We start from the raw sequence: 6,402 nt of genomic DNA, 5'->3' as shown, positions 1-6,402 counted from the left end.
TGAAGTGATTTGGTGATCAATCTTAGTTGAAAATTCATCTAACATCTCTTGAGATAATTGTGTATATTCACGCCATTTACTGTTAACAGGTGTAACCACAAATTGTACATCAACATTTTGTCGTGCTAATTCCTGTAAAACGACTTGGAAATCAGCATATTCTGGCGATTGTAAATAATTAAAATGTTTTTGCGAGCCGTTAAGTCTCTCTAAATTCTGCTCGACATGTTTTGTATAAAAAGAATTTTTAATACGAAATTCATTATTAGTCGTGTTTTTTTCAGCAATTTTCAAAGCAAGACTGTCCAATGATTGTGTATTATATGTTTCAGGTAATTTCTTTTCTTGTTTGTTTAAAAGATCCCAGCTATTATCTGGAATATGACTACCTAAAACATCTTTATTTTTCTCTAAGATTGTTCTTTTAGCAGCAATATATTTTTTTTGAATTGTTGTTAGTTCCTCGCCATTACTAATATTTTCTAATGCATTAGTGATGATTGTATCTGCTTTTGTTGAGCCGTAATGTAAGATTCGTTTTGCTACATAACGACGTTCCGTTTCACCGATGCCGCTATTGTTGATGAAATCAATCGCATGTAGTGTTGAAAAGTTTGCATTAAAAGCACCTTTTGAGACACCCTTTTTAACAAACCATTGGGGAGACACAAAGAACACCATTTTTTTATTATTTAAACTGTCACCCATTGCTTGCATTGTAAGATAGTGATCTAGTGATTCTGTTCCTGCATGGCCGATTAGAAAGGGTGTATAATCACGTTTATATTTATCTGCTAATGCATCTGGATGAAACGGATCATAACGTTGTAATTCTGAAGACCCAAAAAAAGGAATAAACTGCGGGTCTTTCATTGCTGCTCTGTAGATGGAATCACTGCGCTTCACTTTAACTTGTGAAACAACCGCAGCATTTTTAAGCGTTTCATGGGTAATCTTCCCTTCAAACATCGGAAGAGTAAACACGGCTATTAACAGGACCACGGCTACAATAACTGGTCCTATAGCCATGATTAGCTTACGTTTCATTGAAATTCGGCAACCTTTTTAATAATCATTGTTGGAGTAGCCCATTCTTCACGCTCAAATTCTGATACTGGCACTGTGATATCTAAAACACTCTCAATTTCAATTAATAATTGAACTGTGCCCATTGAGTCTAATAAACCTTCATCAAATAAATCAATATCCGGATTTGTTTTCACTTCATCACTACCTGTTAATTCTTCTAAAATATTTAATACCTCTGTTTTAATATCCATAATAATAATCTCCTTTTATCTTAATAAATTTTATTTAAAGAACATCTTATCTAGTATTCCTGAGAAAATCAAGAAACTAAAGCAGACGGTGTTGAATGTAATAAATACCGCTAGAGCATAGGTTGCCCAGTTACTCGGTAAGTTCTTATGTTTCTTCTTATAACGTATCCAAGCATCGTTTACACATATTGCTAACCCATGAAATAACCCATAAGCAACATAATACCATGTTAAACCGTGCCACAGACCCATTAAAAGAAACAGGGACATATAGCTGATATTTGAAATCAATATCTTACTCTTAAAAGTTTTCTTTTTAATCATCGTGAACACTAAACGCATAAATACGAAGTCACGGAACCAGAAAGAAAGACTCATGTGCCAACGATTCCAAAACTCTTTAATATTTGGACTAGAAAATGGTTTGTTAAAGTTGATAGGCACTGTATAACCCATGATATAACTTGTACCAACTGCAAATAGACTATAACCAGCAAAATCAAAGAACAAGTAAAGGCTATAACTATACATGTAAGCCCATGTATTGAGAGAGAAGAAACCATTAATGAGTGCTGTTTTATGTAAATAATCAATGGCATATAAATTGATATAATAAGCAATGATAAATTTATACAAACATCCCAAAACAATCATAAAAATACCTTTATCAAGCATCGTAACATATTTTTCTTTTGTTGGTGGTAAATGATGTTCTTTTTCAAAACGACGATAACGGTCAATTGGACCTGATGAAATTGTCGGGAAGAACAGTAAGAACTCTAAAAAATTTAAAGAACTGAATTTTTTAATGAGACCATCGCGCATTTCCATTACCATCTGTACGGCTTTAAATGTTAGATATGAAATCCCCAAGAAACCTACGATTGATGTTTCGTGTGCAAGTAATGGTGTTATTTTTGATACCGCTAAAGGTGCAATTGCTAACAATACTGCCCCGTAAAATACATAACTATTATTTTTCTTACTGCGATACTTAAAGTAGCTATAGACTAGCAACCATTGCCAAGCGACGTAGCATAAAATCGCAACACCTTGATGCCAATGACTGCCTCCAAAAATAAGATATAGTAAGACCAGTGTTACAATGTTTTGATAAATCAAATAGCGTTTACCACGCAATAGACCTATAACTAGCGGGCTCAACATAATAATCATTAAAATAAGATACATTGGCCCGTTATATGGAATACTCATTTACTTGTTCACCTCGTTAATCAATGCTTTGCGATCAACCTTACCATTTGCACTCAATGGTAACTGATCAACATAAACCCATCGACCCGGAATCATATAATCCATCACCAAGGGTGCTAATTCTGCTTTAATCGCTTGCGTTAATTGATTGTTTTTCTCAAATTCATGTGGCTTTGCCACAACATAAGCAATTAAATTTTGCACTTTATGATTTAACATCTTCGGCACCACACTTGCTCGTTGTACAAAACTAACTTTTTCTAAATGATGATCGATATCTTCCAATTCGATTCGGTAACCATTAAATTTTAATTGGAAATCTTTTCGTCCTTGATAAAATAGTAAATCTTTTTCGAATTTTCCTAAATCACCTGTACGATAAGCATGTTGCCCATTTATTAAAACAAATGATTCAGCTGTTTTTTCAGGATTTTCAAGATATCCTCGAGATACAGCAGGCCCTAAAATAATCATTTCACCAATTTCACCGGTTGGAACTGGTTGTAATTGGTCATCAACGATAATAATTTCAGTGTCTTCTTTCACACGACCAATCGGAAGACGAGCGTATTTATTAACAATTTCTTCTGTAATTAATACCTGTGTTACAGCTACCGTTGCTTCTGTGGGACCGTATGTATTATAAATAGCAGCCTTTGGGAAACGTTCTATTAATTTAGTAGCTGTTTTAAGCGTCAATTCTTCACCACAAAATAAGAAACGTTGCAAGTTGGGATAATTAGCCTCATTAAATGCTTTATCCATTAAACAAATATCTGCAAATGATGGTGTCGAAACCCAAACATCTAGAGCCATTCCTGGTAATTTTTCAAATAAGCTTTTAAAGTTAAGCGTTGTTTCTTTATCTAATGGAACTAAGTTGCCGCCACTTAATAATGATGGGTAAAGGTTCATTACCGATAAATCAAACGAATAAGGTGCCTGATCTAAAAAGTTCTTACCCGTTCCTAAATCAAAATCATTGAGCAACCACTCTGAAAAACTAACAAGGTTATCGTGGCTAATTTCAACGCCTTTTGGTACCCCTGTTGTTCCTGATGTAAAGATGATATAAAAAGTTTCATCTTTATTAATTGCTTGCTCTAATGGAATCTCTACACAATTTGATGATACAATTTCTTTCAATTCTTTTATAGAAACAATTTTGCTCACCACATTCAAATCACTAGGTAAATCCTCAACTGCTATGATAAGCTGTGGTTTTGAAACAGCTAAAATCTGTTCGAGTCGAGCCAATGGTGTATGGCTATCTACTGGAATATAGGGATGGCCCGCTTTAATTGCACCTAAGAAACTAACAATCATTTCAAACTGTTTGCCTCCAAAAATTATAATCGGTGTTCCTCTTTTTAATTTTGCTGTATTAACTAAATAAAACGCCATTGCATCTGAACGTTTTTTCAACTCTTCATATGAATGACTCTCGCCATTAATTGTATATGCCTTACTATTTGGAGCACTGTTTGTAACAGCATTAATTCTTTCAATAATATTCATAGTTTTCGAGTGCTAAAAAGCCTCTGCCTCCCTTAATCTTAAAATTCATTATAAATGAAATTGCTGCCTGCATTATTATCAATATAAATGTAAATCAATACTAAAAATACAGCAAAATAAAAAATAGTTTTGACGGTGCTTACTAACCAAATATTTTCGCGTAATTTTTGCAAATGACTCTTCATTTCAACACTCCTTCATACAACCTCAAGATTGCATTTTCTTAAGTTGTTACATCGCTTTAGCGTTTTTATATTTTTCTCACTAATTAAAGGAGATTTTGTTCTGACCATTCTTTGTTACAAAATCATTACAAGATGTAACAATCGTGATACAAAGTTCTATTCTCATAATTACATATTTTTTTTGTTTTTGCAATAAATTAAAGATAGTTGTTAATAACATTTTGGCTTACAATGTTCTATGATACCATAAAATAAGGCTTTTTAACGTTTTTATACTAATATTACAATATTGTCATGTTGGCGTAACTCTATTCGATATTATTATACATTCATTTACTATATGATTATTCCACAGTATTTCAATATTAATTTGCACCTAAATGCTTGACCTCTAGTAGACAAAAACATAGAAAAACGTCCCGCAAAATATGCAAGACGCTTTTCTTTTTCCATTATTCTACAAATTGAATCGCATTTTCAATAGCTAACAAATTATCACGGTAACTCTTCATTTCTTTACGCGTCAATTTACCTGTTTCAAAGTTCGTTTGTATTAATTCACGTTCCATTTGAGTTGCAAAATCCATTAAATCTTGAACACTTCCCGTTGTACTTTCATTACTCACGTTAGGATCGCGACGTTCAAATCTTAAAATAAATAAATCTTTTACCTCTTCACTGAATTGTGGATTCTGTAACTCCTTAACTTGCTTAACAACAAAACGATTATTTTCATCTTGCAACAATGCCCGTTGCTGACGACGCTCTTCACCACTTAAAGGTCTTAATCGTAAAGAACGTATTCTTTTACGCCAAATTTGACGATAGAATAAATCTTTGTGTCGCTTTTGTTGGCGCGTCATTGCAAAGTATTTTTTGTATAATCGCTTAAATACAGGTACTGCGACACGCACATCGATATCTTTTTCAAGTACTAATTTTTTAGTATTCTCCAATTGCCATTCGATTGCTTTTATACGTAATTTTTTACCGCTTTCAAACAGTTCTTCACTGTCACTTAATGCGAAAATTCGTTCATTATAAATTTTTATTACCTTAGATATGGCAGCTTTATTCGCTTCCGTTTGGTAACGTTTTAACTCTTTGATGATTGTTCGCAACATATCAATTTCAACGTCATTATTTATGTTTTTTTCTGCTTTAATTTTTCGAGGTGCAAATAAAGGTAAAGAAAAATTAGCTAATAATAAGGTTGTAATAATGACACCCGATGCTAAGAAAATCAAAAGATCTCGTTCAATAAATGTATTCCCATTGCCTAATACAAGTGGTAAAGATAAAGCACTGACAAGTGTTATCGTGCCACGGACACCAGAAATGGTATAGAGGAATGTACTTTTTAATCGTTCTTTCCAAGATGATATAATTTCACTTTCGAAATTGCGGAAAAATAATAACCATAAAAAGCGTATACTTAATAATAAACCTGTGATTGCTATAATATAGACAAAAAGCATTCCTTTATCGAGGTCATGGTTTGCCCATATTTTTTGTAATATACTCGGTAACTGTGTTCCTAATAATACAAACACTAAGCCATTTAAACTGAATGTTATCACTGACCAAGTGTTTTTAGACAATGTATTGAGTTGTGCGGTTTCAGGATTCATACGCTTGTATGACATTGAATGTACTAAACCACCACTAACAACTGCTAAAATACCATTTACACCTACAGCTTCTGCCACCATAAAGATAAGGAATGGCAATAAAATTTCCATCAACATAAATGAAGTTTCATTTTCAATTCCTAACTGACGTAATAAACGCATAAACATTATTTTCAAACTACTTAGTATCGCACCTAACAAAACACCGCCGACAGATAAAAGTACAAATGTCGTGCTAGCTGTCATCAATGAAAAAGTGCCTGTCACGAGTGCCAAAACTGCAAATTGAAATGATACTAATCCTGACGCATCGTTAATCAAAGATTCACCTTCAAGTGTATGCATTACTTTGTGAGGCATTTGAACTTTTTCAGCAAGCGCACTAACAGCCACTGCATCTGTCGGTGCTAAAGCGGCAGCCAACGCAAATGCAGCAGCATAAGGAATTGTTGGTAACAGATAATGAATAAACATCCCTAGCACTCCCACAGTTAGAAATACCAAGCCTAACGATAAAGAAATAATTGATTTTCGTTGTCTCCATAATGCTTTTTTATCAACATTCGCACCATC

Annotated in this window: 6 protein-coding genes; all 6 read right to left on the bottom strand. The window is 33.5% G+C overall.

Annotated elements, in window-relative coordinates:
* A partial coding sequence (gene dltD, locus IKV95_RS04445) for a D-alanyl-lipoteichoic acid biosynthesis protein DltD (protein ID WP_287451440.1) occupies positions 1 to 1,047 on the bottom strand: 1,047 nt, incomplete at its 3' end.
* Positions 1,044 to 1,280, bottom strand: a complete 237-nt coding sequence (gene dltC / locus IKV95_RS04440; protein ID WP_029091640.1) for a D-alanine--poly(phosphoribitol) ligase subunit DltC — start codon at positions 1,278 to 1,280, stop codon at positions 1,044 to 1,046. The genes dltD and dltC, both read right to left, overlap by 4 nt.
* Positions 1,281 to 1,310: 30 nt before the next feature.
* Complete coding sequence (dltB, locus tag IKV95_RS04435) at positions 1,311 to 2,495, bottom strand: D-alanyl-lipoteichoic acid biosynthesis protein DltB (RefSeq protein ID WP_069136530.1); 1,185 nt, start codon at positions 2,493 to 2,495, stop codon at positions 1,311 to 1,313.
* Entirely contained in the window at positions 2,496 to 4,013 is a 1,518-nt protein-coding gene (dltA, locus tag IKV95_RS04430) for a D-alanine--poly(phosphoribitol) ligase subunit DltA (protein ID WP_069118699.1), read from the bottom strand.
* A 38-nt stretch (positions 4,014 to 4,051) separates the two neighbouring features.
* On the bottom strand, positions 4,052 to 4,198 hold the full coding sequence (locus IKV95_RS04425; RefSeq protein ID WP_080712920.1) for a teichoic acid D-Ala incorporation-associated protein DltX: 147 nt from the start codon (positions 4,196 to 4,198) through the stop codon (positions 4,052 to 4,054).
* Between the two features lie 452 nt (positions 4,199 to 4,650).
* The coding region (locus tag IKV95_RS04420) for a cation:proton antiporter (RefSeq protein WP_287451439.1) at positions 4,651 to 6,402 on the bottom strand (1,752 nt) is incomplete at its 5' end.

This window comes from Brochothrix sp. (assembly GCF_017549435.1).
In the GTDB taxonomy this organism is placed as follows: Bacteria; Bacillota; Bacilli; order Lactobacillales; family Listeriaceae; genus Brochothrix; species Brochothrix thermosphacta.
The sequence above is the reverse complement of the archived record's forward strand: the minus strand, read 5'-3'. Positions and strand labels throughout refer to the sequence as shown.